19 protein-coding genes are annotated in these 24467 nt (G+C 37.8%); 3 read left to right on the forward strand and 16 right to left on the reverse strand.

Features of this window, described 5'->3' with window-relative positions; all coding sequences use genetic code 11:
- Window positions 1-47 precede the first annotated feature (47 nt).
- On the forward strand, window positions 48-1538 hold the full coding sequence (locus AC07UM_RS00100; RefSeq protein WP_494683037.1) for an aminotransferase-like domain-containing protein: 1491 nt from the start codon (window positions 48-50) through the stop codon (window positions 1536-1538).
- A gap of 390 nt (window positions 1539-1928) precedes the next feature.
- Here the strand turns inward: AC07UM_RS00100 and AC07UM_RS00105 are convergent, their stop codons facing one another.
- From AC07UM_RS00105 to AC07UM_RS00145, 9 genes are read right to left on the reverse strand one after another with little or no spacing between them, the layout of a single operon-like run.
- Window positions 1929-3116 carry a PepSY-associated TM helix domain-containing protein gene (locus AC07UM_RS00105; RefSeq protein WP_494683036.1) on the reverse strand — a complete coding sequence of 396 codons (1188 nt, stop codon included), beginning with the start codon at window positions 3114-3116 and terminating at the stop codon, window positions 1929-1931.
- A gap of 2 nt (window positions 3117-3118) precedes the next feature.
- A complete protein-coding gene (locus tag AC07UM_RS00110) occupies window positions 3119-5563 on the reverse strand; it encodes a TonB-dependent siderophore receptor (RefSeq protein WP_494683035.1) in 2445 nt (814 codons plus the stop codon).
- Complete coding sequence (locus AC07UM_RS00115) at window positions 5550-6938, reverse strand: AMP-binding protein (RefSeq protein ID WP_494683034.1); 1389 nt, start codon at window positions 6936-6938, stop codon at window positions 5550-5552. Before AC07UM_RS00115 ends, AC07UM_RS00110 begins: the two co-directional genes overlap by 14 nt.
- A 4-nt stretch (window positions 6939-6942) precedes the next feature.
- On the reverse strand, window positions 6943-7188 hold the full coding sequence (locus AC07UM_RS00120; protein WP_103232497.1) for an acyl carrier protein: 246 nt from the start codon (window positions 7186-7188) through the stop codon (window positions 6943-6945).
- Between the two features lies 1 nt (window position 7189).
- Window positions 7190-8593 carry an MATE family efflux transporter gene (locus tag AC07UM_RS00125; protein ID WP_494683033.1) on the reverse strand — a complete coding sequence of 468 codons (1404 nt, stop codon included), beginning with the start codon at window positions 8591-8593 and terminating at the stop codon, window positions 7190-7192.
- The gene (locus AC07UM_RS00130; RefSeq protein WP_494683032.1) at window positions 8590-10401 is read right to left on the reverse strand and encodes an IucA/IucC family protein; all 1812 of its coding nucleotides are present in this window, start codon (window positions 10399-10401) and stop codon (window positions 8590-8592) included. Before AC07UM_RS00130 ends, AC07UM_RS00125 begins: the two co-directional genes overlap by 4 nt.
- A gap of 7 nt (window positions 10402-10408) precedes the next feature.
- Window positions 10409-11725, reverse strand: a complete 1317-nt coding sequence (locus AC07UM_RS00135; protein ID WP_494683031.1) for a lysine N(6)-hydroxylase/L-ornithine N(5)-oxygenase family protein — start codon at window positions 11723-11725, stop codon at window positions 10409-10411.
- Window positions 11718-14126, reverse strand: a complete 2409-nt coding sequence (locus AC07UM_RS00140) for a GNAT family N-acetyltransferase (RefSeq protein WP_494683030.1) — start codon at window positions 14124-14126, stop codon at window positions 11718-11720. Before AC07UM_RS00140 ends, AC07UM_RS00135 begins: the two co-directional genes overlap by 8 nt.
- A complete protein-coding gene (locus AC07UM_RS00145) occupies window positions 14098-15624 on the reverse strand; it encodes a pyridoxal phosphate-dependent decarboxylase family protein (protein WP_494683029.1) in 1527 nt (508 codons plus the stop codon). The genes AC07UM_RS00140 and AC07UM_RS00145 overlap by 29 nt, the downstream gene beginning before the upstream one ends.
- Window positions 15625-15840: 216 nt before the next feature.
- On the opposite strand from AC07UM_RS00145, the gene AC07UM_RS00150 reads away from it, so the two are divergent.
- Both AC07UM_RS00150 and AC07UM_RS00155 read left to right on the forward strand, forming a co-directional pair.
- Window positions 15841-16938, forward strand: coding sequence for a Fe(II)-2OG oxygenase family protein (locus tag AC07UM_RS00150; RefSeq protein WP_494683028.1), 1098 nt, complete (start codon window positions 15841-15843; stop codon window positions 16936-16938).
- A gap of 265 nt (window positions 16939-17203) precedes the next feature.
- Entirely contained in the window at window positions 17204-18604 is a 1401-nt protein-coding gene (locus AC07UM_RS00155; RefSeq protein WP_494683027.1) for a serine hydrolase domain-containing protein, read from the forward strand.
- Between the two features lie 74 nt (window positions 18605-18678).
- Here the strand turns inward: AC07UM_RS00155 and AC07UM_RS00160 are convergent, their stop codons facing one another.
- From AC07UM_RS00160 to AC07UM_RS00190, 7 genes are all read right to left on the reverse strand, one after another.
- The gene (locus AC07UM_RS00160; RefSeq protein WP_494683026.1) at window positions 18679-19488 is read right to left on the reverse strand and encodes an alpha/beta hydrolase; all 810 of its coding nucleotides are present in this window, start codon (window positions 19486-19488) and stop codon (window positions 18679-18681) included.
- A gap of 174 nt (window positions 19489-19662) precedes the next feature.
- Complete coding sequence (locus AC07UM_RS00165; RefSeq protein WP_494683025.1) at window positions 19663-20238, reverse strand: Crp/Fnr family transcriptional regulator; 576 nt, start codon at window positions 20236-20238, stop codon at window positions 19663-19665.
- Between the two features lie 61 nt (window positions 20239-20299).
- Complete coding sequence (locus AC07UM_RS00170) at window positions 20300-20821, reverse strand: GNAT family N-acetyltransferase (protein ID WP_494683024.1); 522 nt, start codon at window positions 20819-20821, stop codon at window positions 20300-20302.
- A 67-nt stretch (window positions 20822-20888) separates the two neighbouring features.
- Window positions 20889-21485 carry a 5'-methylthioadenosine/S-adenosylhomocysteine nucleosidase family protein gene (locus AC07UM_RS00175; protein WP_494683023.1) on the reverse strand — a complete coding sequence of 199 codons (597 nt, stop codon included), beginning with the start codon at window positions 21483-21485 and terminating at the stop codon, window positions 20889-20891.
- A gap of 102 nt (window positions 21486-21587) precedes the next feature.
- Window positions 21588-22289 (reverse strand): DsbA family oxidoreductase, encoded by a 702-nt coding sequence (locus AC07UM_RS00180; RefSeq protein ID WP_494683022.1) that lies wholly within the window; start codon window positions 22287-22289, stop codon window positions 21588-21590.
- A 73-nt stretch (window positions 22290-22362) separates the two neighbouring features.
- Window positions 22363-23529 carry an MFS transporter gene (locus AC07UM_RS00185; protein WP_494683021.1) on the reverse strand — a complete coding sequence of 389 codons (1167 nt, stop codon included), beginning with the start codon at window positions 23527-23529 and terminating at the stop codon, window positions 22363-22365.
- A gap of 2 nt (window positions 23530-23531) precedes the next feature.
- Window positions 23532-24467, reverse strand: coding sequence for an alpha/beta hydrolase (locus AC07UM_RS00190; RefSeq protein ID WP_494683020.1), 936 nt, complete (start codon window positions 24465-24467; stop codon window positions 23532-23534).

A 24467-nucleotide genomic window follows, 5' to 3' on the forward strand; every position in this document is an offset into this window, starting at 1 on the left:
AAAAGTAGTATATTGCCGGATGGTTACATGGTGCCAGTTTTTATATTATGGATAGTCCGGTTAAGATTCCTTATGAAAGTTTTATAAAAATAGATAGAAAATCAGAGACTTCTATTTATTTACAAATTGCAAATCAGCTGATCAATGCAATTCAGAGAGGAGTTTTACCTTTCGGAACCAAACTTCCCGGAACCAGAACTTTCAGTGAAATGCTGGAAATCCATAGAAATACAGCAGTTGCCGTGTATGACGAGTTGTCAGCTCAAGGCTGGACAGAGAGTTTTCCCAACAAAGGAACGTTTGTGATTGGGAAAGATCAGGAAAAACCTGTAAAAGTGAACGATTTTGAGCAAAATAACCTTCAAAATTATCCTGTAAACACAGGTTTTTCATTCAAAACATCTAATATTCTTGACAATCCTTTTGAACATTCAGACTGTGAGTATGTTTTTAATGATGGTGTGCCGGATATCCGATTAACACAAATCGGACAGCATTCCCGGTTTTACAGCTCTATTTTGAAGCGTAAATCCAATCAGAAAGCTTTGGGACATTATAATCATGACGGAAGTGAATTTTTTAAAGAACATTTATCTCAATATCTGAATCTTTCCCGTGGACTCCCTATTTCTAAGAATAACCTTCTTATCACCCGCAGTACGGAAATGAGTATCTATATTGTTTCCGAAATCCTTCTGTCTGCAGGTGATACCGTATTGGTAGGTGCATTGAGCTATTTTTCCGTCAATATGATCTTTATGAAGGCGGGTGTTGATATTGTCTCTATTCCTATTGATGAAGAGGGAATCATTGTTGAAAGTGTACGTGAAGCCTGTAAAAAGCAGAAAATACGGATGCTTTACCTTACTCCGCATCACCACTATCCTACTACCGTTGCGCTGAGTGCCCAGAGGAGATTTGAGTTACTGGAACTGGCGAATGAATACGGATTTATTATTCTGGAAGACGATTATGATTATGAATTTCATTATGATAAAAGTCCTATCCTTCCCCTGGCTAGTGCCGATACGAACGGAATGGTGATCTATATCGGTTCTTTTGGAAAGTCTTTGGCACCAGGATTCAGGACCGGATTTATTGTTGCCCCTGAAAATCTGATGATAGAAATGCGGAAGTATCTAGGTATTATTGACCGCCAAGGTGATATTCTGATGGAAAGAGCCCTTGGAGAAATGATTGCTGAAGGGGAAATTAACCGTTATCTGAAGAAATCTTTAAAAGTATATCAGGAAAGACGGGATCATTTTGCTTTGTTGCTGGAAGAAAATCTGGGTAACCTCATCACCTTTCAAAAGCCATCCGGCGGACTTGCCATCTGGCTGGAATGGAATATTCCGATCAATCTTATGCAGCTGAGCCGAAATTGTATGAAGGATAATCTTTTCATTCCTAAAACACTGTTGTATCAAAATAAAGGGCTTACGGCAATGCGATTGGGGTTTGGAGATTTGAATGTTGAAGAGATGAATAAAGGAATTGAAGTTTTTTCAAAAAATGTGAAGGGATTGATTGGGTAATTAAATCTCTTGCAGATTTTTTAATAGATACTTATAAAATTTTGAAAAACTATATCATATTTCTTGCGTCTTAAAAAAATACGAAGAGATTAAAAAAAATTGCGCCTTTGCGATTTTCCAAAAAAAAATTCAAGCAAAGAGTCTACTTTAGTTTTAGAACGCAAAGGCGCAAGTTAGATTATAACGTTTTGTTTTTAAGGCGCGAGGATTTTATCTTCGATAAAATTGATACTGGATATATAATATAAGTAAAGAGGTTATTCAGAAATGTCATTCTGAACGAAATGGAATGTAGTGAAGAATCTTTTAACCTAAGTTATTAATGAGATTCTTCCTTCGTCAGAATGGCAAAAGTCGGATTATTGCCCTTTGAGATAACCTCTTCCTTTATTAATGATGAGAAGGAAAAACGATTTTATTTTTCTTGTGCTTTGGTTTCTTCTTTTTCTTGTTGAGATAGATAATAAAACCGGTAATTGGGAGCGATGCTGCAATGATAGCAGCCAGAAAATAAATAATTCTGGTGGTGAGTCCCAGGATACTTCCGGTGTGAAGATCATAATTTCTATCTCTTAATGCGGTTCCATATCCGATATTTTTGTTTTTATAAGATTGAGATTTTAAAACATCTCCTGAATATTGATCAAAATTATATTGTTCATTACGGTATTGTCTGCCATCATACGTCAATTCAGCATAATAAGTTACTTCTTCCGATCTTGGGAAATTGACAAGTGCAGATTTCTTATCTGCCAGTCCTTTTTCCATTCTATTTCCAATTAAATCGAGGATATTTCCGCGGTTTGAAAATTCTTCAGAAGGGATGGTACTTTTGGCTTTCTTTTCTGTCGGACTATTGCCGTTCAGTGTATTCTTTACCCATTTATCTACATCTTCGAAGCTCCATATCAATGCGGAATAAGAGATCAGAAGTAAAGGAATCACGGCATAGAATCCCAGCACATTATGAGCGTCATAGTTGATCCTTTTCCAATTGGCAGATGTTTTAATGAAAAACATTCCTTTCAGCATGGCTTTACTCATCTTGCGGGGATACCATATCACAAGCCCCGATAAAAGGATAATTGCAAAAATCAATGTGGAATAACCTGTAATGGTTTTTCCTATTTTTTCTCCCAGCAGAAGTCTTCTGTGAAGATCCAGCACAATTTCAAAGAAATCTTTTTTGGCATCTTCTACTTCCTGCACTTTTCCAGTGTAGGGATCTACATAAATCCGGTAATAATAAAGATAAGTCCCCCAATATGTCCATGCTTCCTCATCTATTTTCAGCGTTCGGAAGACATAGGTTCGCGAGGGATCGGAAGACATTACCACTCTTTTGACTTTCAACCCTTCAGGAAGTGCTTTTTCTGCTTTTCCTGTAAGTTCGGATAATGAAAGCTTTTTTCTTCCGATATTTTCAACGAAATATCTGTTGGGATGAACAATATGTTTTAATTCTTCTTCAAAAGCCAGGATACAACCTGTAGCGGCCATAATAACAACTATAAGCCCGGACGTTAGTCCGAGCCATAGATGTAACTGATATGCAATTTTTCTAAACTTTAACTTCATTCTTAAAATTTAAAGCTAACCTCAGCAACAAAATTACGAGGCATCTGAGCGACTACCACTCCCTGCCCTGCAAAATATTGCACATTGCCCAGATTATTCATTTTAAATCCTAATCTGTATCTTTCTTTTTCAAGAGAAATGGAAGCATTCACTAAAGTATAGGCAGGGAATGCAAACTGTCCGGTAACCGTCTTATTTCCGGTAATCTGTTTTCCAACACGATTTACTCCGAAACCTATTCCCAATCCTTGAAGCCCTTTAATAGGAAGAATATAACTGATCCATGAATTGAATACATTCGCAGGACCTGCAGATTCCGGACGACGCCCATCCACAGATGCATCTGCTTTTTCAAATCTGCTGTGGTTGTAAGCATATCCGGCCATAATATTCAATCCCTGAACAGGATTCATGATCGTTTCGATTTCAATCCCTTTACTTCTCTGTTGTCCATCCTGAATCACAATATTGTATTCTTTTCCGTCGCGAATCACTCCTGTTCCTCTTTGGATATTGTCCACAAGAATATCATAATATGAAACGGTAAAGTTAACCTTGTTTCTCCAAAGGTTTCCTTTGACTCCTACTTCCCACTGGTTGGCCATCTGTGGTTTCATGTCTCCGCTATAATCAGCCAATTGCTGGGTAACAGGTGCTGTATAACTGAAACCATTCATATAGTTACCATAAGCAGATAATTGATCTTTAAGAATCTGGTAAACAATACCTACTTTGGGAGACCAAGCTGTTTGTTTGAATTCTCCTGCACGTTTGTTATCATTCAGATTAAGCTGACCTTTACTTTCATAATGGTCCATACGCAAACTGATCAATGTGGTCAAACGGTCAGTAATATGAGTTACATTTGAAATATAAGCTCCATAAAGATTAGATGCAGTGGTATTTCGTACCAAAGGTGTTTTACCAGCAAGAATAGCGGCTTGGGTAACGGCCTGGATTTTCTGAAGGGCAAGATCTTTGGAAATGCTCCCATAGCTGCCTGTCAGGTTTTGTCCATCCACATTGTCGAATACCACAATCGGGGAATGGTTATTATTGATTGTCTGATTAAGATAATCTAATCCTATCAATACCTTATTCTTGATTTTTCCGATGTTAAATTCTCCATTAAAGTTTTGTTGAACACTTGTAGAAGAAGCTTCCGAGTTTTGCCATTGTACATTACGTTCAAGGGTAGCATCATTGGCAGTTCCTCTGATAAACTGATATTGATACAAACCTTCTGTTTTTCTGAAGTTTCTTGAAAGCAGGGTTTGCGAAGTCCATTTATCTGCAATTTTGTAGACCGCTTCAGCTTTTACGTTGATTGACGGAGCTTTTAAGGTCATGTCATTATTGGAATAAGATCTTTTCCAGTCGAAGCCAAGTTCATCCGGATTATGAGCGAAATAAGCTCTTGTTCTTGGAAGGAAAATAATCGGAGTATTGGTTCCTTCATAATTGTAGATCTGAGCTCCAAGGTTGAATTTAAGTCTGTCATTAACCTGATAACTCACTGTAGGCGCTACAAAAAATGATTTTCTAAATTCAGAATCTCTGAATCCGTTTTGATACTGATACGCTGCATTTAAACGGAACAGCATATTTCGGGATTCTGTAATCGGACCGTAAACATCAGCTGTCACACGGTTCAGGTTGTAGCTTCCCATAAGATAAGAAGCCTCTCCGCCAAAATAATCTTTTGGTTTTTTGGTTACAGCATTGATAAGACCTCCGAAAGAAGTTACAGCGCCTCCGTATAAAGTTCCTGAAGGGCCTTTGATCACTTCCAGACGTTCAAGGTCGGCAGGATCTATCTCACCATTGGTATTTGCAGGAACACCATCCACCATAGATACTTTGGTTGGGAAACCCCTAAGGCTGTAGTAGAAACTTCCGTCTCCTGAACCTCTTCCCGGACTTCCCTGCATTTTTACCATACCCGGAACATTTTTCAATACTTCCGAAATATCGTAAGTAAGCTGTTCTTTCATGATCTGCTGGTTGATACTGGTATAAGCCTGTGGATTTTCAAGAACTTTCAAAGGCATTTTAGCCACTGATGTGCTGTCTCTATCCAAAAATTTATTTCTGCTCACTGCATATACTGTAATTCCTTCAATCACATTATTGTGTAACGGGGCATAGATAGCAGGAATTTCGTGGACATCTTTCTGAATGTGAATAGACTCCCTCATCAGTTCGATGTCATTTAAAACCACCTGAAGGGTATATTCTCCAGGTGGTACATTTTCAAAGTAATATTCTCCTAAATTATTGGTTTTTGCCTGATAAGACGTGTTGACAAGTCTTAAAATAGCGTTTTTTACTGGTGCCTGTTCAGTCAGCATGATCTTACCATGAATTCTGTCGCCCTGTTGTGCAGAAAGCGAGTTTGAAGATAAAGCAAGACCAAGAAGTAATATAAGGGTTTTAGATGTTTTCATGCTGTAAGTTTTGTAACAGGGGATAGTTTATTTTACCGTTTTGTGATAATGGGAATGATTCTATAAGTTCGGTGCGTACATATTGTGGATTGATACGCAGTTTATTTTTAATGGTTTCGGTGATGATTTGAGGATCAATATCCGGATTGTCATACAGTACAACGATTTTTTTATCATTGGCATTCAGACACACGAAGGTATTGCCCTGCATTTCATTTTTAAGAATGAATTCTACCTCATCCAGATTAAGGCGTATTCCGAAAAGCTTCATAATACGTTTTATTCTTCCTGTGATATAATAAATTCCGTTTTCACCTTTTCTGGCGGTATCTCCGGTATGGAGTACAGAAGGCTGTTCATAAGTAGTAAGATCTTCTAGTTTATTGGCATATCCTCCGAAAATACTGATGTGTGAAAAAAGAAGTTCATCAGTTTCCGGATCAATTCTGAAACTTCCGTTGTGCACAGGAGTTCCGATAGAGGTTTCTTCTTCCAATAATCCTTCTGTCGTAAGGTAAGCCATTCTTCCTCCTGCTTCCGTTTGACCGTATTGAGCAAAAAAATCTTTTTTAAACTCATGACAATAAGAAAAGATGGTTTTTCTCAGTTCAGCGTTGATCACCCCTCCGGTATGGGTAAAATACCTCAGACTTGGAGAGTCTTTTCTGAAGAATCCTATTCTGTTCAGGTTCTCATAAAGAAAAGGAACTCCGCCTAAAGTACTGTAGCCGTACTTCTCCATTTCGTCCCAGAATGCTTTCTGCATAATGTCTTTATCTGTACAAACTATTCTTCTGGCACGCATACAGTTGGTGGTGAAAATAGAGAATCCGTATACAAAGTTGATAGGAACGTTTAAAGGAACCACATCGGATTCCTTAACGGGCATATACTGAAGGATGCTCAAAGCATTCTGATAAAGGCTTTCATCGGATAATTTAACCAGTTTCGGAACACCTGTTGTCCCTGAAGTACTCAAAAGGATTTTGATGTCAGGATGAATCGTAACTTCACTCTTATAATCATCCTTTGCAAAGATTCTGATATCGTCTGAGAATTCTTTCAGGCTGTATCCGGCAATTTCTTCTCTTTGTGGATCAAAGATGTATTTGGGACGGTACTCCGCCTCGATACGTGCTTTGAATTCCTCATGCAGTTTTTGTCCCAGCACTGCAATCGTGTGCGCTGTTCCGTAAAAGTTGAGGAGTACCTCAATGCCAGGCAGCTGATTGTCATTGTACAAAAAGAGCAGCCCTTTTTCTACGGGGTTTAAGCCTAAAGACCGGTACAGTGTTCCCACCGGTATTGTTTTACCGGTGGAAGCATCTGTAAACTCCAAGTTCTTATTGGCAATTACATTTTCTAAAATTTTCATATGCTTAGTTTTCTACGAGTACATCGTATTTTTTCATTTTTTCTCGAATTTTTCCGACAGTTCCCATCTCCAGAATATCGTTAAAATCAAATTTGATCTGATAAAACTGTTCAAGTGCTTCTACGATAAGAAGGTGGGACATAGAATCCCATTCCGGGATTTCCTGATACGTCAATTTTTCATCTACCAACTCTTTCTTTATGGCGATGGCAGAGGCGATAATTTCATAAAATTCTTCTGTAGTGTTCATTTTAAATTTTTATAGTTTTCCATTTTCCATTTCTAAAAATCATTAGGAATAGCACTGCTAATACAATTTCCGAAGAAACAATAGCCGTAAATATTCCTCTCAGTTCCCAATGAAGCCTTACTCCGAGGAGATAAGCCATAGGAAGCTGAATAACATAAAACATCACGAGGTACAGCAGGGTAACCTGCAAAATGTTTCCGGCCGCATTCAAAGCACGGCTGATCACCATCGTGAATCCTAACAGCAGATAAGCCATAGATACTACATGGATATACTGCACTGCATATCTTGCGACTTCCGGTTCTGTGGTGAAAAATTTCACCACATATTCAGCGGCAATCTGCCAGAATAAGGCTACGAGTACCAGATAAGTCATGTTGATGGTTCCGGCTCTCCAGACTGTTTTTTCTGCACGATCAGGTTCTCCTGCTCCCAGGTTCTGTCCTGTAAGAACTCCAGCCGCATTCCCTATTCCCCAGGCAGGCATTGTGGCTACTGAAGCAATCCGCTGGGCAATGATATATCCTGCAAGAGCAGTAGTTCCGAAAGTAGAGATGATCTTTACCATAATCAGCCAGCTGGATGTCGGAATGATATATTGAACCAATCCTCCAAAGGCTATTTTCAGAATCTTTTGCAGCAAGGGTACATCAAGCTGTAAAGGAACTCTGATGCTGATTCTGGTTTTTCCGGACAGAAATATAAAAGCCTGGTATAAGACTCCTAGCAATCTTGATAAAACGGTAGCATAAGCCAATCCCATCAATCCGAAAGCAGGGATAAACCCTAATCCGAAAACAAGGATCACAGCGAATATAATATTGGAAATATGACAGATCCAAAGTGATTTCATGGCAATATCTGCATCACCGGCACCTCTGAAAAGTCCATTTACCGAAAGTCTTAGAATCACAAGCCCGATGCTCAGAAAGACCAGTCTTGAAAAAGATACTCCATCAACTACGGCATTGGCATTGACTCCAAGGAAATCAACAATTTCAGCAGAAAAATAACAGGAGATACCACCAATAAGCACAGCAAAAAACAAGGCGAGCAGGATAATATACTGAGCGGTTCTGCCCATTCCTTCTGTATCTTTTTCTCCAGCTCTTCTGGCAATAAGAGTGGCTGCCGCAATACCAAGACCTACTGCGATGGCATAAGCAAAGTTGATGTAGTTGTCCGTGATTCCCACAAGACCAAGAACTTTATCTCCTAATTTTGCAATAATCAACAGGTTGACACTTACAAAGACAGACTCCATCACAAGCTCCATCACCATAGGAATGGCCAGACTAAAGATGGAACGGTTGATGCTTCCCGATGTCAGCTCGACTTTTTTCCCAGCTATCGCTCCATAGGCAAAAACCACTCCTTCTTTTAGTATATGCAGGAATTTCCTCATACTGCTGCTACTGAATTTTTATTGGCAATCTGGTACAGCGGATTAGGCAATGCTCCATCTTTTCTCGGAATCGCAAATGCTTTATTTTCACTATAACCATTGTTTTTCAGACGTAGACTGTTGATATAAAATCTTTTGAATGCAGGAACATACAGGTCATACTTTTCATATCGTTCCTGAAGATGGGTATTCTCAGCTTTATAATTTTCGATACAGTTGTGAACCAGTTCCCAGAATATTTCTTCTTTAAAATCAGAATACGTATGCAGGGCATTTGACATATATCTGAAGAATGCATCGAAAACTCCCAGGAGAATAAACAATGGAATATTTTCTTTATTGGAAGACTGGATCAAACCATCTGCAAGATGCGCAGGAAGTTTTTCTCTGGCTTCAGTTGTTAAAACGATATCATCCACAAAATCTTTAATTACAATTCTCTGTGGAACTCCATTTTTCAGCACAACCATAATGTTTTCTCCATGCGGAGTTACACATAATGAATGGGTGTAATAAATGTGCAATAAAGGAGTAAGATAAGCATCAAGATAGCTTTCAACCCATTCTTTGATACTCATGCCTGCTTTTTCTGCAAATGCCTGAACCAATGGAATTCCATTTTCATCTACATACAGCAGAGAAGCCATAGTTACCATTTGCTCACCCTCTGTCAGATAATTTTCAGCACTTTCTCTCCATAAAGCGCCAAGGAATTCATTATATTGATAAGGAACACTGGCAATCGCACCATATTGTGGATGCAAATAAGCTATGGAAGCCTCTTCACCTAAGAAAATGGTTCCTTTATTTTCCAGATACGCATCATCTTTGATCAAGCCTTTTACCCAATCGGTAATAGCGGGAGCAATTTTCATCTGTTTAGGAGATAATCCTCTGATATTTCCGGTGCTCAAAATAGAAACAGCTGTTTTCAGATATCTTTTTTCAGGATGATCTACATTGAATAAAGTACGAATACTTTGCTGTGCACTGTAGGTATCACTTCCCTCTCCCATCTGGATTAAAAGCCCTGAGGCAATATCTCCGGCAAAATGAATCTGAAGCTTGTGCTCCCACTGCCAAGGATGTACTGGGATAAAATGATAATCTTCAACATCTTTACGGGCATTGATTAGCTTTTGTTGAAAATCATGATACAATTCCTCTCCTATTTCAGAACGATAAAAATCTTCTCTGTCTATATGTTCCAAAGATTGGAATGCTGATCTGCTCTTATGGGAAGCCAGCCAGATTACTTTTAGGTTTTCATCTGCTTCAGGAGCAAATGTTTTAAGATCTCTTGGAGAAAAACCAAGTCTGCTTTTGTTCACAATAACCCATGGATGTCCGGTCATATTATGCTCAACAGTTTGATAATCTGAATGGGCAAGATCTTTTGAAGACATGACTCCTTTAGATAAAATTAATGCATCACAATATAAAGTATGCAGCAATTCTTCCGTATATCTTGCAATGGTATAAGGATCTAAATCAAACACTGACTGCATTTCCAGAAAGAAAGCCGCTACATCTACCGCAGATAGATCTTCTCCGTTTTCTGTCTTTGTAATACTCTCTTTGTCGATATGCCAATAATCCATCATTCTCTCTTGTCCTCGGAAGCTGTACACAACATTTTCAAGCCCGGTTTCAAGTTTAAAAACAGTAAATCCTTCTTTATTTTCAAACGTTACCGCTGGTTTTAGAAGCTCTTCGTGCATCAGTTCTGCAATGGTTTTGGCCATCAGATTTCTGTTAGCCTGCTGCCAGTTTTCCTGGCTTATTGTATTTTTTAAATTGGTGTTCATTGTATGATTAAATTTTGGCAGTTGGTAGATCAGCATATTTTTCCACATCAAAATCCTGGAAAGCAATCTTCTTTTCGATTTTATAATATTCTCTTCCAAGAATATCATTGATGATATAAGAATTGCGGTAAGCAGCCATTCCCAGATCTGTAGAAATATAACTGTGGGTATGTACTTCTGCATGAAGCACATAAATTTCCCCTCCGTTATGATCTATTGAATAATTTCTATTAACATCAAATAGTCCGCTTGAATCTCTTTTTATTCTTGACTGAATATTCTTCAAGAAAGCAGGCTCATGATAACGATATCCGGTTCCAAGGATGACATAGTCAGCTTCCTGATCATAAGGCACATCCTGCTCCAGTTGTGTAAATTCAAGGTTGATAAAATCAAGATTACTGTTATCAACGGTATTCAGCTGGCTGTTAGGAATAATTTTAAGATTAGGGTTGGCATTATCGATATTAAGATCATAAATAAAATCATAGATATCATTGATCAAATCATAATTGATTCCTTTAAACTGAGCTTGCTGCTTACTTAAAATACTTTTCCTTGCCGATTCACTTCTGTTGTAAAAATATTCAACGTAATCCGGGGAAGTGAGTTCCAGGGTCAGCTTAGAATATTCCATAGGGAAAAATCTGTCCGGACGGGAATACCAGCCCAGCTGAGTTTTTTCATTTCTGCTCTGAAGCAGGTCATAGAATACCTCTGCTGCACTTTGACCGGAACCGATGATGGCAATTTTCTTCCCTTCACTTAAAAGTTCTTCTTTTCGGTATAGATAAGAGCTTGTGTGAATGATTCGCGAATCATCTTTAGGAATAAAAGAAGGAATATGAGGCTGTGTTCCTGTTCCTAAAATCAATCTTTCTGTTTTAAAAACAGTAGTTTCGTTAGTTTTTGTATGAACCGTAGTCACCTGATATAAACTCTCTTCATAGGTAATGTCCACCACCTGAGTTGAAAAACGACACTGTGGAAGCTGCTCAATTACCCATTGACAGTAGCGGTTGTATTCTTTTCTTGGAATAAAGAAACTCTCACGGATAAAAAATTTATATAATCTTCCGGTTTCCTTCAGATAGTTCAGAAGGCTCAAAGGATTAGTAGGATCAGCCATGGATACGCAGTCACATAAAAATGGAGTCTGCAGGGTTACATGGTCAATCATCAATCCCGGATGCCAGTCGAAACCATCTCTCTGGTCTAGAAAAAGAGTCTTCAGTTCCGAAATTGGGTTAGATAAAGCGGCAAGTCCCAGATTAAAAGGGCCTATACCTATGCCTATTACATTATATACAGCTTCGTTAGTCATTTTTTGTGATGTTTGTGGTGATTTGTACCTCTTTATTCTGTGGAAACTTTTCCCAGTACCATTCTCTGTAACAGAAATTCAGATTGGCTTTTTTATGAGGCATCTCAATTACTTTATCTACTTTGAAACCTACGTGAGCTTTATTCATCATAGATGCCAGTGAATCTACAGAACCTTCTCCTACCATTTTACCTACCTGTGGTTGTGCAAAAACATAATCTACCATAGATTGTGTAGAGGGAGATACATTTTTCTTTTTAGGATCAGTTGGTGCTATGAATTGGTGTGTTCCATAATCGGTAGGCAGTACTTCATAGTAATCTCCTACGATATCTCTACAAGCCCAGTAAACCTCGATATTACAAGAAGGTTCATCATTACCGGCAACGATGTAGCTGTGAGCTTCATCACTTGGAAGCATGAGTCTATAATAGGTTTCCAGCTCATCAATGGGCCAGTTCATCTGCCATATTTTTACGGCGTGTTCACGGTTAAACCATTCATGAAGCATTTCAAGGTCATTGTCAAGATCGATAGGACGCATACTCATGGTCACATCTTCTTTCTGAAAATATCTTTTAAAGAAAACTTCTTTCCCTTGCGGATGAATCAGCTGATCTGAGAAAAAATGTTTGTGAAGAATATTCGGTACTTTAGCATAAGAAATAGATGCTGCGCTTACCCCTCCGTCTACATCAGAAACGGCCGACTGAAGGTTTGATTTTACAGCCCAGTATCTTTGATTCAGCGCATAATCTGTCAAAAATGATGGTTCAGATTCATGAAGCTCATCAAATTCTCTGTACAGAATATGGATAAGTTTTCTTTCCTTAACCAATCCGGTTTTTCCTATGGAAGAGATCAAAGCACTCAGATTACTTACCAAAAGGTGGTGGGAAACAATATCCAGAAGACGCTCATCTCTGATAAAAAGATCTTCAACTTCAGGATAGTCTTTCATCAGGTTTTGATATTTTTCTTTAAAGCTTTCTTTAATCAGATACCCTTGCCCGTCTCTTACACAGATCGATTGCGGCAGGAGCTGATTATCCAGCTGAATAAGAAGATTCTGCTGATGCACTTCGGGAGCCATCCCTAATTGATTGAATAATCTGTTTAAAGGTGACAACAGAAGGTTTACATATTTTTCAAACCAAATGATGGTTGCTTTCTCAGCATCAATTCCCAGATGATTGGCAACATTTTTAAAGAAATGTGCTGTAAAATTAAATCCATCTGTAGATTCGTCCTGACAAAGTCTTGCCAATAAAAGAACTTTATCATCCGTTGAAAAAGGATTTTCACGGATCAGGATATTCAGGCTTTCTACATTCTTTTCTTGATAATGAACACTTAATGCAGAAGGTTCCATCAACAGTTTAAAATTGGGAAAACTTTCTTCAAACGAAGCTTTTTCATGCTGCCACCAAATGGCTGAAGCATATCCTCTGTTAAGATCCTTTAAACTATTGGTTCTCACAGATCCTGTCATTAAAACATGCAAAGAAAATTTCAGCATCCAGCTAAAGTCAGGATTATACAAGGTTCTTATAGAAGATGTTGCATAGAAATCTTCTCCCAAAGGCCCGATATGGATGATTTTACCAGATCCGAGCATTTCAGGATATTCTTCTGTGGACAAAAGATATTGTGCTTCCCAGGGATGGCACGGAACAATATAGAAATCATTTGTGTTTTCAAAATCGTAACTTTCTGGTATCGCCACCCACTTTTCGAATATTTCTTTTGCTGAAATTCCGGGAAGAGATTTTTCAGTGATGCAGTCTTTATGAATCAGGAAGTAATCCAGCTGGAATCCTTTTCCAAATTCGGGACCATATAAGAACTGCTCAGATTCAGAAAAGCCCATTCTTGATTTGGTAAAAGGATGCAGATTGTGCCCTGCCGGCAGCATCTGTTCAGATTCCAGAAATGAATAGGTCAAAAGTTGATCATCCTGCAAACATGCTTCTGTAGTCAGTTCCAGATTTTTCAGACTGCTCTGAATTCTTTCTGCAAATTGTTTGAAACCCTTCTCATTTATAGTCTCAGAAAACTCATGGTAAATGAGTTCAATCAGTTTTTCAGTATGGACTTCAAAAACGGTCTGATTCTCGTGATCAACAGCCCACAAAATCGGTCCGTATTCATGAAAAAGAGTCTCAGAACGATAAGAAACCGGCGCAAATAAAAACAATCCGCTTTTCTTCATTTCAAACCTCATATGCAGCGGGTAATCGCTATTCTGAAGAGCTTTTGCTGTAAGAAGATCATATTTTGGAACTCCCTGATAGAATTTTCCATTTCCAAGCTCTCTTAACATTCCGTTGAGAAGAATCCTGAAAGTAATTTCCCGGGATTTTTCTCCTGTTTTATTTTTCTGTATTAAAGTCTTTTCCATGGCTTTTGATTGTCGTAAGAATTTGATGAACGTCTTCAGTTGTTGTGATCGGGTTCAGGAAAGTGAACTTCAGATAGAAATTCCCATCCACCTTTGTACTTGCTACAAGGATTTCTCCGCTGTAGAAAAGTTTCATCTTGATATATTGGTTCAGGGCATTCAGATCGCTGATTTCCGGTCTTACATATCTGAAAACAAGAACACTTAGATCCGAATCTGAAAGCAATTCAAAATCAGCATCTTCAGTAATCATTGAGGCAACGTCTTTCGTAAGATCAATGACGGTATCTGTATATTCTGCCAGCTGTTCTTTACCCATCATTCTTAGCGTAAACCAAAGTTTTAAAGCATCAAACCTACGGGTACTCTGGGTAATCGATTTATTGATCTGTGCAGGGATTTCTTCTTCATCCATTTCTTTAGGATTCAGATAATCTGCATGATGTTTAAGAATCAGCAATTCTTTTTTGTTTTTAACAATGAAAGCACTGCTGCTGATAGGCTGGAAGAAAGATTTGTGATAATCAATCGTTACAGAGTCTGCTCTTTCAATTCCGCTGAGCAGATTACGGTATTTCTCACTCAATAGTAATGCACAGCCATACGCAGCGTCTACATGCATCCAGATATTATAATGCTCTGAAATATTCGCAATATCTTCCAGTGGGTCAACATTTCCGAAGTCTGTAGTTCCTGCTGTTGCTACAATACCAATAGGGATATTGCCTAGCTGCTCTTCCCTTTTGATGTATTTTTTCAAAAGAGAAATATCCATACAGAATCTTTCATCGGTAGGAACTTTCACAATACTTTTCTCACCCAACCCCATAATGGAAGCATTTTTCAGATTGCTGAAGTGAGATTTGTCTGAAACAAAGATTCTGAAACGGCTGGCCTCTGCTGGCAGACCATCCATTTTTATATTATGATTGTATCTCTTCTGGGAGAAGCAGTCACGCATCATTACCAGCCCCATTAAGTTACTCTGTGAGCCTCCCGCTGTGAAAACACCATCGCTTTCATTCGTATTATATCCAATCTGATCCGCGGTCCAGTCGATCAGTTTTCTTTCCATAAAAGTTCCTCCGGCACTCTGATCATAGGTATCCTGTGAAGAATTGATAGCACTCACAAGAATTTCTCCTGCCAACGCCGGAATGACAACCGGGCAGTTAAGGTGCGCTACATATTGTGGAAGATGAAAAGCTGTCGCATGTTTTACATAAATGTCATCTACTTCATCTAAAAGTTCGTTATAATTGGAAAGTTTTTGATTAAGGTCTATCTGTTGTACCATTCCTTTCATTTCCTTGGCTTCTATACCGCTGAAAGGTTTGTCGTTTCTGTAAAGAAATTCCTTTACAAGGTCTAATGTACTATTGACTGCATTACGATAATGGTCGTAATTATCTGGATGAAAAATATTCCCAAAATTCCCCGAATTGTGAGGCAAGGTAGCATTTGAAAGCGCTCCTAGGGATATTATTTTATTGTTCATATAAGTATTTGTAAGGTGATTTTTAAAATCAGTGATTGTTGTTAATTTTCAGACATGCGTGTTTATCTATTTGAAAATCAGGTTTTTAATTTTGTCATTTTTTTTAAGTTTTTGTTTGGTGGTTACTTTATTATTCATAAATTTGAACCGGCTATTGTTATTTAGAATAATTAAAAACAAAGATAAAAATTATTAGTTAACACCAAATTTTTTTTAATGAATTCTACAGAAATTTTAGATAAAGACTGTTCAACAGCGGTAAAACTGCTTCCTACGGTCATAGAAGTCACCCCACAGGAGAGAAGAATGATAAAAGATGCAGCACAGCATCTTCAGAAAAAATATGACAGTTATGAAAACCGCGACTTTATAAGACATGTTCATCAACTGGCATCCTATTTCTTACCGGAAAGGATTTTAAACATAGCGGCTGATTTTGCGAGTGACTTTTCTAAAAATCAGTACGGAGCATTGATCCTCACTGGATTAATGGATATAGATCAGGAGGATATTGGTTCTACTCCTTCTAATTGGCAGTCTGCAGATTATTCAAAATTCAATTTATACGGTTTTGCATGCGCACTTATTCATGGTGCACTTCCATCAAAGCCTGTACAATATTATTCACAGCGTAAAGGAGGTGGATTGATACATGCCATCATTCCTGATGAAAGAATGAAAGAAACGCAGACAGGATCAGGATCTTCAACAGATTTGTATGTACATACCGAAGATGCTTTCCTGAAACATCAGGCAGACTTTTTAAGTTTTATGTATGTACGTAATGAGGAACAGGTTCCTTCTACTCTCTATTCAATCCGCTCTCACGAATCGATTGGTGAAAATTACAAACCTCTTTTTGACCGTATTTATAAAATCCCGAAAGATGCGAATCTTGAAACGGGAGAGAATGAAGAAGAGACATTAGATGCTGTATTGTATGGTAATTCCAGTCTTCCTTTTATGAGATTTGATGCCGCTGAACAGCTTTTCAATTCCAGTATCAGACAGACGGACGAAGCTCACCATTCTCTGAGTGAGTTCTGGGAAGAAGCCAGACATTTAATTTACTCAGGATTTACCCCACAGGCAGGAGATGTTATTTTGGTTAATAACCATCTTTGTGCCCATGGAAGATCAGCTTTCCGTGCTGGAGTAAGAAATATAGATGGTATAGAACAGCCATGCGAGAGAAGAATTATGCTTCGCATGATGAGTAAAGTGAGTCTTATCGATATGAGAGCACATACCCTTACAGAAGATCCGTTCTTTGTGATAGAAGAGCATTTGGGTAAAAACTTTCAACATTTTTAATATGCTGACTTGTTAGCACTTTTGAATATCAATCAATCAACTCAAACCCTTTTTAAGCAATGCTTAAAAAGGGTTTTTATTTTCCTGTTTAAATTTAAAAGTCATCTTGATCCTTGTCAAGGTTTAAAACCTTGACAAGGATTACCACTTAAAGAGATTAAAAAAAGAATAAATAAATTATTCTTTCATGAAACATATGCTGTTCCCATACGACAGATATAAATGAAAATTAACAGATCAATATTTTCTTTAAAAACTAATCATCATGACAAACTTAATTTCAAGAAAAATAATCAGCCTTCCGCTCGTATTGTTTGCTATTGGTACCTATGCCCAAAATGAAGCCAAAACACTGGACAGCATTTTTACAGCACTTCATGATCAGAAAAAGTTCAACGGAAATGTACTGGTTGCCGAGAAGGGCAACCCTATCTTCAAAAAGAGCTATGGGATGGCAGATGAAGAAGCAAAGCGCCCTCTCAATCTGCAGAGTACTTTTGAACTCGCTTCTGTATCTAAGCAGTTTACCGCTATGGGCATTGTTCTTTTGCAGAAGGCCGGAAAGCTGAATTATGACGACAAAATATCCAAATACCTTCCTGAACTGGCTTTTTATGATAAAATCACTGTCAGAAATCTTTTGAATCATACCAGCGGGCTTCCCGATTATATGGAGTTATTCGAAAAGAATTGGGATAAAAGTAAAATTGCTGTGAATGATGATATCATCAAGGAATTTGCAAAATCCAAACCTGCCTTGGAATTTGAACCCAATCAACAGTTTGAATACAGCAATACAGGATATGCCTTTTTAGCAAGTATTATTGAGAGGGTTTCTAAAAAATCGTTTGGGGAGTTTCTGAACCAGAATATTTTTAAACCATTGGATATGAAGCATACTTTAGTGTATAGAAGCCGATATCAGCCACAATCCATTTCCAATTATGCCCTGGGCTATGAAGCAGACAATTCCGGGAAAAAAGTTCTTTTGGACAGTCATGGAAAACAATATTACACATATTATCTGGATGGAATTGTAGGTGATGGTATGGTAAATTCTACCCTCGAAGATCTTCTGAAATGGGACAGAGCTTTATATACCGACAAACTGGTGAATGAAAATGATAAGAAGCTGATATTTAATGATGTCACTACCGCAAACGGAAAAGCAAGCAACTATGGGTTTGGATGGTTTGTTAAAAAGACGAGCAAGTATGGGAAAATAGCAAACCATTCCGGAGGCTGGGCCGGTTATACAACCTTTATAGAAAGACATCTTGACAATGATAAAACCTTTATTATACTTCAGAATAATAGCACTCCGCAGACAAAGATTCCTGGTGATGATGTACGAAAAGTTCTTTATCATGAAAAATTAGGTGTAGAAAATCTCAAAAAAGCGACCCTAACTACTGATCAGTTACAGGCTTATACCGGAGTGTATTCAACTGCTGACTTCCCTATGAAAATAAAAGTATTTGTTCAAAACGGTTCTCTTTACGGGCAGGCATTGGCAGAAGGACAGAATGCATTTGAACTGGCAGCCTATGAAAATCATATTTTTAAGTTTGATGGTGCAGGCATTAGAATGGCTTTTGATCTTGAAAACCGTAAGATGGATTTCAGCCAGGGAGAATCTTCAAAATATACCTTTTCGAAGGAGTAATAATCTATAATAAATCTTATAAACAATAAAACCTCATGCGTGTACATGAGGTTTTATCATTTTTATACGGCTAATTATTTAAAGAATCTGTTAAATAGAGCCAGCTGTTCTGATAAGGATCTGCTCCAGTATTCTGTAGTATGTCCTCCTAAAGATTCTGTGTAGAGATGCTGAATCTTCATTTCTGTCAACTTTTTATGAAAATTTCTGTTCATATTGATCATTTGGGTATCTTCTGTACCACAATCGAAAATATATTGCTGTCCGGCACCAGCCATCAGTTTTATTTTACTGTCTGTAAGAAAATTGGGATTCAAAGATTCCAAAGGTCCCAGCACTTTATTTACCATATATTTCTGATATCCTTCCCCAAAAGAATTGAAGTCCAAAGCTCCACATGAACTTCCTACGATACCGAAAGTCTTGTTATAGGTAACCCCAATATTAGTGGCACCATAGCCTCCCATACTCCATCCTAAAATGCCCCGGAACTTTTTCTCAGATTTCACAGGATAATTTTTATCCATAAAATCTACCAGTTCTTTTCCAATAAAAGTTTGATATTGCGAGTCTTTAACAATCGGACTGTCTGCATACCATGAACTGTAATTTCCATCCGGAAGGACATAGATTGTTTTGTATTCCTGAGCTTTCTGAACCAAATCCGGAATATCCTGTTTAATAATCCGGTCCGGATTGCCACTGAAACCATGAAGAATATAAACCGACGGATAGGTTGTATTAGGTTGAAGATCTGGTGTAATGATAACCGTTTTGATCTTTTTATTCATTTTTGGACTGAAAATCTCCTGATGAATAATTTTTTGCGCTGATACCTGAATAAACGCAGTGAGTACAAATACAATGTTGATAAGCTTCTTCATGTTGAAAAATATTTAATTAATACTAATCATAGAATCAATAGTATTCTAATATTTTTAAAACATATTGCGTACCAATGATCTTATGACATAGCAAAATTGTAATATAAAAAAGAAAAAAGCCTCAACATATGTTGAAGCTTTTGCTAATTTATTTTTCACTCCGGTTTAGGAATATCAGTATATTTCCTTTTTTATCCTGCTTAGCTGTGTAGGCGTAATTCCCAGATAAGAAGCAATATGATGCTGTTTTAATCTGCTGTACAATGATTCATTTTCAAGCAATTGTACATAACGCTGTTTTGCGGTTTCGTATTTCAGAGAGACTTCCAAAGGCTCTTTTTTCACCACCCAGTTTTTTTCTAAATAGTGCATATGAAAAAGCGCCAGGTCATGATACTTTTCGAGCAATTCCCGATATGCTTTTACAGGATATTTTATAACGGAACAGTCTTCAAGTGCAACGATGTTGAAGTCGCTGGGTACATTTTTAATAATAGAAGCGGTGGAGGCTACAAAGCTGTTTTCTTCAAAGAAAATTTTATAAATATTATTTCCTTGCTCATCCACCGTGTAATATCCAATCAGTCCCGATCGTAGAAAATAATAATATCTTGCCATGGAACCTGATTTCAGCAGAATATCATTTTTATCGTAGTAATCTTCAGTACAGATAGCCAGTAAAGCTTTAACCGTTTCTTCGGATAACGGATAATATTGCTTGATTTGTTTTACAAACTCTGAAATGTTCATTTTGAAATATTTTGTTTTACTACATCATTATCTGCGGTAAATAAAATTAGCATAAACCTTTCTAATCCAGTATCTTTTTCATCATCAGATCAGTCTGTTCTTCTTCTCCCAGTTTGAAAATATGCTTATCAAATTCAACAAATCCATTTTTCCTGTAAAAATTGATTGCTCTTAGGTTTTCTTCCCAGACGCCCAGCCACAGATAAGCTTTATGAAGATGCTGAGCCGTCTCTAAAGCTTGGTGGTAAAGAAGTTGACCCACTTTTTTTCCATGATGGCTTTTCTTTACATAAATCCTTTCAATTTCCAGGCTGGTTTCATCCTGAAGTTCAGTCTGTGCCTTCCCGGAATTCAATTTCAGATAGCCCACGGGAATGTCCTCTTCCCAGGCAATATAAAAAAAGGAATTGGGATTACTCAACTCCGATTTTATTTTTTCGGTATTGAAACTTTCTTCCAGGTACTTTTTCATAGCCTCTTCAGTATTATCTTCTGCAAATGTTTCTGAAAAAGTTTGTATTCCGAGGTTTTGTACAATTTCCAGGTCTTCAGAAGAAGCTTTGTTGATGATAATTGATGACATAATATTTATTTATTCTTCTAATTTAAATAATATAATTGTTTCATCTTTTATGGTTTATATAAAAAGTTTAAACAACTTCTATTGATGAGAACAGTATTTTCCTGAATGCTTCAGAAGCCAGATGAACCTGTACACTCCAATCGTCTGCAGCGTCACTTCCTGCATCATCAGAAATATATTTCAGACATAGGAACGGAATATTCTCTTTTTGAGCAATCAATGCCAGCGGATAGGCTTCCATATCTACAATATTATAATCCGTTTCAGAATGGTTCATTTCGAAACTATCGCCACTTCCGCAGATTCCTTCTTGTAAAGCATCCATTTTAAGACCATATTCCAGTACAGGCGGTACTCCTGATAGCGGGGTTTCATAGAGTTTGAATCCCAGCCCTCTTACATCCATATCTCTCTGGATAAATTTTGTACAGCATATGACCTCTCCTTTGTGAAAACCTTTACTTCCGGCAGATCCTAAATTCACGATCAGTTTAGGTTTTTTTGTGTTAATTTCTTTGGTTAATTCGATCGCTGCATTTACTTTTCCAATCCCTGTAATCAATTTATTTTTATCATCAAATACGGTTCCTGCTTCAGAATCTAATGCAAAAACAAAAAGGGTATCATCAATTGAATAATGGGTTTCGTTGTTAATTTTTATCATTGAGAAATTAGATTTATACAGCGGTTGAGACTGTATGACAAAGATACGAGACTATATTAAATTAAAAACCCCAAAATAGATCTATTTTGGGGTTCTGATATCTTAAATACTGCATCCATCAGCGTCACAGGAAGCTCCGCTGTCGCCGGAAAGATCTTTAAACGGACTTACTGTTTCTTTATACGTCTGCTGAAGTGCATTTTCAAATACGTCTACAGGCTGCGCTCCTGAAACAGCATATTTACCATTCAGAACAAAAAATGGAACTCCGGAAACACCGTTGTTTCTTGCTTCCTGAATATCCTGGTTCACTTCATCATCCAATTGATCTGTTGTAACCGCCTCCCTAGCTTCTTTTGTATCAATTCCTAAACTTTCGGCAAGGGAAACTAAAACGTCCAAATCTCCTACATTTTTACCGTCGATAAAATGAGCGATAAATAATGCTTCTTCCATCTCATTGGATTTGTTGTGCTTTTTAGCCAAATGAAGCAATTTGTGAGCACTAAAAGTATTAGTGATCAGCGTTTTCCCAAAGTTAAAGTCAATTCCGGCATCTTTTCCCATTTGGGTAACCTGACCAAGCATTTGACTAGCCTGAGCTTCTGGAACTCCTTTCTTTTCTCTAAAATACTGAATGGTATCCTGAGTCTTTTGTGGATCTAAAGTGGGGTCCAGCTGGAAACTCTTCCACTCTATTTCTACTTTATCCCTGAAAGGAAGTTTACTCAAAGCCTGTTCAAAATTATTTTTTCCGATATAACAAAACGGACACATTACGTCCGACCAGATTTCTATTTTCATTGTATTCAATTTTACATCAAATTAATAGTGCAAAGTTACTACAATTTATCAATGTAACAAAATTTGTTACAATTTAATTCTGACACGTGGAAAGCATCTGTTTTCGTTTCTCAACTGCACTTTTTAAAATCATCATCAAAAATGCAAGAAGCCCGAAAACAAAACCTATCCAGGGAATATACTCTACTCCTTTTGTCATGATGATCCACCCTCCTATTGTCGTTCCCAGGGTTACCCCCAGATTTCCAAATGACGTAGCAAGGCTGTTGGCAAATTCCAGAGAGTCCGGTGCGGAAAAGATCATATAGGTGGAGGCATTCAAAAAGCTGGGTGAATACAGAAAACCCCAGATTCCGATCACTGCAATGGTTGCGAATAAATTTCCATCAGAAAAATATAAAAGCACAGGCACTATAATGGTTCCCGAAAGAAAAAAAGCGGTAGTTCTTGCAACGTTCTTATTGAGCATTTTACCGGCAACACCATTCGCAATGATTCCGATACCACCAAAGAGAAGCAGCATATAGCTTACCATTGAAGTATCCATTCCTTTGGCCTTGTTCAGATAATCGGCAAAATAACTGTAGGTAGAAAACCATGCTGTAATCATGAAAAAATTCGTCAGAGTACTCAGAATAAATGGAGGATGCTTCAATATTCTGACCTGGTTTCCGTACGATTTTTTCTCTTTCACCGGCATGGATGGAAGAAGAAAATAAATACTCATTAAAGCAATCAAACTTACAGCAGCTTGTATCATGAATGAATATTCCCAGGACCAAAGCCCGGCTATCCACGTTGCAAAAGGAACCGTAGTGACCATAGCAATAGCAACTCCATTAAAAACAATCCCCATCAGTTCATTCTTTTTACGGTCATCTACCTGAGATACTGCCACTGACAAGGCGGTTGCAATATATACAGGCTGAAGGAATGCCGGTAAAATTCTCACCAGCAGCAGCAGCCAGAAAGGAGGTGAAAAAGAGGACACAATTCCTGTAACCAGAAACATAAAAATGGCTGTAAGCATTATCTTTTTACGGTCAATTCCTGATGTAAGTAAAGTCATAAAAGGTCCTGTAAGAGCAATAATTAATGCAAAAGCACTCAGCAGGTATCCAGCCTTGTCAATACTGATTTTATAATGTTCTGCAATTTGCGGGAGAATTCCGATAACTCCAAATTCTGTAGTAATAACTGCTATAAATCCCAGACATCCAATATATGCGTATTTTTTCATTGTTACTGTTCTCTGTCGGATTCAAAATGGTGCGTGGCAAAAACTGCCATTTCATCCACTGCTGATTGTACTTCCTCCAAAAGTTCTCCCATATGCATAAACCCATGAACCATATCTTTGTAAAAACTTGTTCTAAGCGTAACACCTGCATTTTCCATATTCAGGGAAAGCGTTTTGCCATCATCTAAAAGTGGATCATGCTCTGCCAGAATCACTAAAGTAGGCGGTGTTTCTTTAAAATCTTTAATCAACACAGGAATCGCCAAAGGATTTTCTTTTTCTTCTTTTGGAAGATACCATTCCCATGCTTCTATTCCGCCTTGTTTATTAAGAACCGGCCCATTTTCATACGTTTCCCATGATGTTGAGTTCAACTGATTGTCAGCTGCAGGATAAATTAATACCTGAAACCTGAACTGTCCTCCTATTTGGGTGGAAACGGCTGTAGCCAATGCACCGCCAGCACTGTCTCCTATGATTCCAATTTTACCAGGATCAATTCCTATAGATTCTGCGTTATCGGCTACCCATTGTATTCCGTCAATACAGTCATTTAAACCTGCCGGAAAAGGATGCTCAGGAGCAAGACGGTAATCTATAAATATAATCACAGAACCCGTCTTATTGGCAAGTTTACGGACTACGGCATCATGAGTCTCATATCCTCCTGCTATAAACCAGCCTCCATGAATATAAATAATAGCTGATGACTTCTCTGTTTTTGTTCCATTAGGACGGTAAATCCGAATAGGAATCTGATGGTTTTCCTTCTGAATATTCAATTCTTCGATCATTGCCACTGATTCTTTCTTACCGCTAAGCTGAAGAGACATGGTTTCAAGAAATTTGCGGGCTCCATCTAAAGAATTTTGTGGATTGAACGGCTGTATTTTTTCTAAATGATTTAAAATCTGTGTTATTTTAGGAGTTAATTGCAT

This window comes from Chryseobacterium sp. GW821-FHT04C04, from assembly GCF_059420365.1.

What these genes read in the sequence shown, in the direction of transcription:
- AC07UM_RS00100 (WP_494683037.1), top strand. Translation starts at nt 48, where the DNA reads ATGGATAGTCCGGTTAAGATTCCTTATGAAAGTTTTATAAAAATAGAT.
- AC07UM_RS00105 (WP_494683036.1), bottom strand. Translation starts at nt 3,116, where the DNA reads ATGAAGTTAAAGTTTAGAAAAATTGCATATCAGTTACATCTATGGCTC.
- AC07UM_RS00110 (WP_494683035.1), bottom strand. Translation starts at nt 5,563, where the DNA reads ATGAAAACATCTAAAACCCTTATATTACTTCTTGGTCTTGCTTTATCT.
- AC07UM_RS00115 (WP_494683034.1), bottom strand. Translation starts at nt 6,938, where the DNA reads ATGAAAATTTTAGAAAATGTAATTGCCAATAAGAACTTGGAGTTTACA.
- AC07UM_RS00120 (WP_103232497.1), bottom strand. Translation starts at nt 7,188, where the DNA reads ATGAACACTACAGAAGAATTTTATGAAATTATCGCCTCTGCCATCGCC.
- AC07UM_RS00125 (WP_494683033.1), bottom strand. Translation starts at nt 8,593, where the DNA reads ATGAGGAAATTCCTGCATATACTAAAAGAAGGAGTGGTTTTTGCCTAT.
- AC07UM_RS00130 (WP_494683032.1), bottom strand. Translation starts at nt 10,401, where the DNA reads ATGAACACCAATTTAAAAAATACAATAAGCCAGGAAAACTGGCAGCAG.
- AC07UM_RS00135 (WP_494683031.1), bottom strand. Translation starts at nt 11,725, where the DNA reads ATGACTAACGAAGCTGTATATAATGTAATAGGCATAGGTATAGGCCCT.
- AC07UM_RS00140 (WP_494683030.1), bottom strand. Translation starts at nt 14,126, where the DNA reads ATGGAAAAGACTTTAATACAGAAAAATAAAACAGGAGAAAAATCCCGG.
- AC07UM_RS00145 (WP_494683029.1), bottom strand. Translation starts at nt 15,624, where the DNA reads ATGAACAATAAAATAATATCCCTAGGAGCGCTTTCAAATGCTACCTTG.
- AC07UM_RS00150 (WP_494683028.1), top strand. Translation starts at nt 15,841, where the DNA reads ATGAATTCTACAGAAATTTTAGATAAAGACTGTTCAACAGCGGTAAAA.
- AC07UM_RS00155 (WP_494683027.1), top strand. Translation starts at nt 17,204, where the DNA reads ATGACAAACTTAATTTCAAGAAAAATAATCAGCCTTCCGCTCGTATTG.
- AC07UM_RS00160 (WP_494683026.1), bottom strand. Translation starts at nt 19,488, where the DNA reads ATGAAGAAGCTTATCAACATTGTATTTGTACTCACTGCGTTTATTCAG.
- AC07UM_RS00165 (WP_494683025.1), bottom strand. Translation starts at nt 20,238, where the DNA reads ATGAACATTTCAGAGTTTGTAAAACAAATCAAGCAATATTATCCGTTA.
- AC07UM_RS00170 (WP_494683024.1), bottom strand. Translation starts at nt 20,821, where the DNA reads ATGTCATCAATTATCATCAACAAAGCTTCTTCTGAAGACCTGGAAATT.
- AC07UM_RS00175 (WP_494683023.1), bottom strand. Translation starts at nt 21,485, where the DNA reads ATGATAAAAATTAACAACGAAACCCATTATTCAATTGATGATACCCTT.
- AC07UM_RS00180 (WP_494683022.1), bottom strand. Translation starts at nt 22,289, where the DNA reads ATGAAAATAGAAATCTGGTCGGACGTAATGTGTCCGTTTTGTTATATC.
- AC07UM_RS00185 (WP_494683021.1), bottom strand. Translation starts at nt 23,529, where the DNA reads ATGAAAAAATACGCATATATTGGATGTCTGGGATTTATAGCAGTTATT.
- AC07UM_RS00190 (WP_494683020.1), bottom strand. Translation starts at nt 24,467, where the DNA reads ATGCAATTAACTCCTAAAATAACACAGATTTTAAATCATTTAGAAAAA.